The organism is Colwellia sp. BRX9-1 (genome assembly GCF_014077195.1).
Classification (GTDB): Bacteria; Pseudomonadota; Gammaproteobacteria; order Enterobacterales; family Alteromonadaceae; genus Colwellia_A.
In genome coordinates this window covers 1-1,895 of record NZ_JACGVM010000050.1, presented here as the reverse complement: position 1 = coordinate 1,895, position 1,895 = coordinate 1, and the positions used below count along the sequence as shown (strand labels likewise).

The 1,895-nt window shown below is 43.3% G+C and carries 1 protein-coding gene; it reads left to right on the top strand.

Annotation, left to right across the window (positions count from 1 at the left end; all coding sequences use genetic code 11):
* A partial coding sequence (locus H4J76_RS19410; RefSeq protein WP_182231136.1) for a tandem-95 repeat protein occupies positions 1-1,895 on the top strand: 1,895 nt, incomplete at both ends.

Here is a 1,895-nt window from a genome sequence, read left to right as displayed (position 1 = left end):
GTTACAGATGGTGCTGGTGATACCGAAAGTTCTACGCTAACAATTTCAGTAACTCCAGTTTCAGATTTAAGTGATGATAATGAAACCGTTTCTGTCGCAGAAGATACAACCGCCACAGGCAATGTGTTATATAATGCTGAAACAGCAGATGGTCCAATGACCGTCACTAGCTTTACTGTCGGTGGTAATACATATAGTGCAGGTGATACCGTTACTCTCACTGAAGGTGAGTTAACTTTAAATACCGATGGTAGCTATACCTTCACACCCAATGACAATTTCAATGGTGCTGTGCCAGTGATCAGCTACACCGTTACTGATGGTGCTGGTGATACTCAGAGTTCTACCCTAACTATTTCAGTGACACCGGTTTCAGATCTAAGTGATGATAGTGAAACTGTCACAATAGCAGAAGATACAACAGCAACAGGTAATGTCCTCGATAACGCAGCAACTGCAGACGGTCCATTAACTGTCACCAGTTTTACTGTTGGTGGGAATACGTACAATACAGGTGACACGGTTACTCTTACGGAAGGTGAGTTAACTTTAAATACCGATGGTAGTTATACCTTCACACCTAATGACAATTTCAACGGTGCCGTGCCAGTGATCAGCTACACCGTTACCGATGGTGCTGGTGACACTCAGAGTTCTACCCTAACTATTTCAGTGACACCGGTTTCAGATCTAAGTGATGATAGTGAAACTGTTTCTGTTGCAGAAGACACAACTGCCACGGGCAATGTTTTAGACAATGCAGAAACTGCCGATGGTCCAATGACCGTCACCAGCTTTACAGTTGGTGGGAATACGTACAATGCAGGTGACACGGTTACTCTTACGGAAGGTGAGCTCACCTTAAATGCAGACGGTAGCTACACTTTTACACCGAATGATAACTTCAATGGTAGCGTACCCGTTATTACTTATACAGTTACCGATGGTGCTGGTGATACACAGAGCTCTACCTTAACAATTTCAGTAACTCCAGTGTCTGATCTGAGCGACGATAATGAAACTGTCACTGTTGCAGAAGATACAACAGCAACAGGCAATGTTTTAGACAATGCTGAAACGGCAGACGGTCCAATGACCGTCACCAGCTTTAGTGTTGGTGGGAATACGTACAATGCAGGTGATACGGTTACTCTTGCGGAAGGTGAACTCACTTTAAATGCAGACGGTAGCTACACTTTTACACCCAATGACAATTTCAACGGTGCTGTGCCTGTTATTACTTATACCGTTACTGATGGTGCGGGTGATACACAGAGCTCTACCTTAACAATTTCAGTAACTCCAGTGTCAGATTTAAGTGATGATAATGAAACCGTTTCTGTCGCAGAAAATACAACCGCCACAGGCAATGTGTTAGATAATGCTGAAACAGCAGATGCTCCAATGACCGTAACGAGTTTTACTGTTGATGGGAATACGTACAATGCAGGTGACACGGTTACTCTTGCGGAAGGTGAACTCACTTTAAATGCAGACGGTAGCTACACTTTTACACCGAATGACAACTTTAATGGTGCTGTGCCAGTGATCAGTTACACCATTACCGATGGTGCTGGTGACACAGAAATTTCAACTTTAACAATTTCAGTAACACCAGTGTCAGATTTAAGTGATGATAGTGAAACTGTCACGATAGCTGAAGATACAACCGCCACGGGCAATGTGTTAGATAATGCTGAAACAGCAGACGGTCCACTAACTGTCACTAGCTTTACAGTTGGTGGGAATACGTACAATGCAGGTGACACGGTTATTCTCACTGAAGGTGAGTTAACTTTAAATACCGATGGTAGTTATACCTTCACACCTAATGATAATTTCAACGGTGCTGTTCCTGTTATTACATATACAGTTACCGATGGTGCTGGTGACAC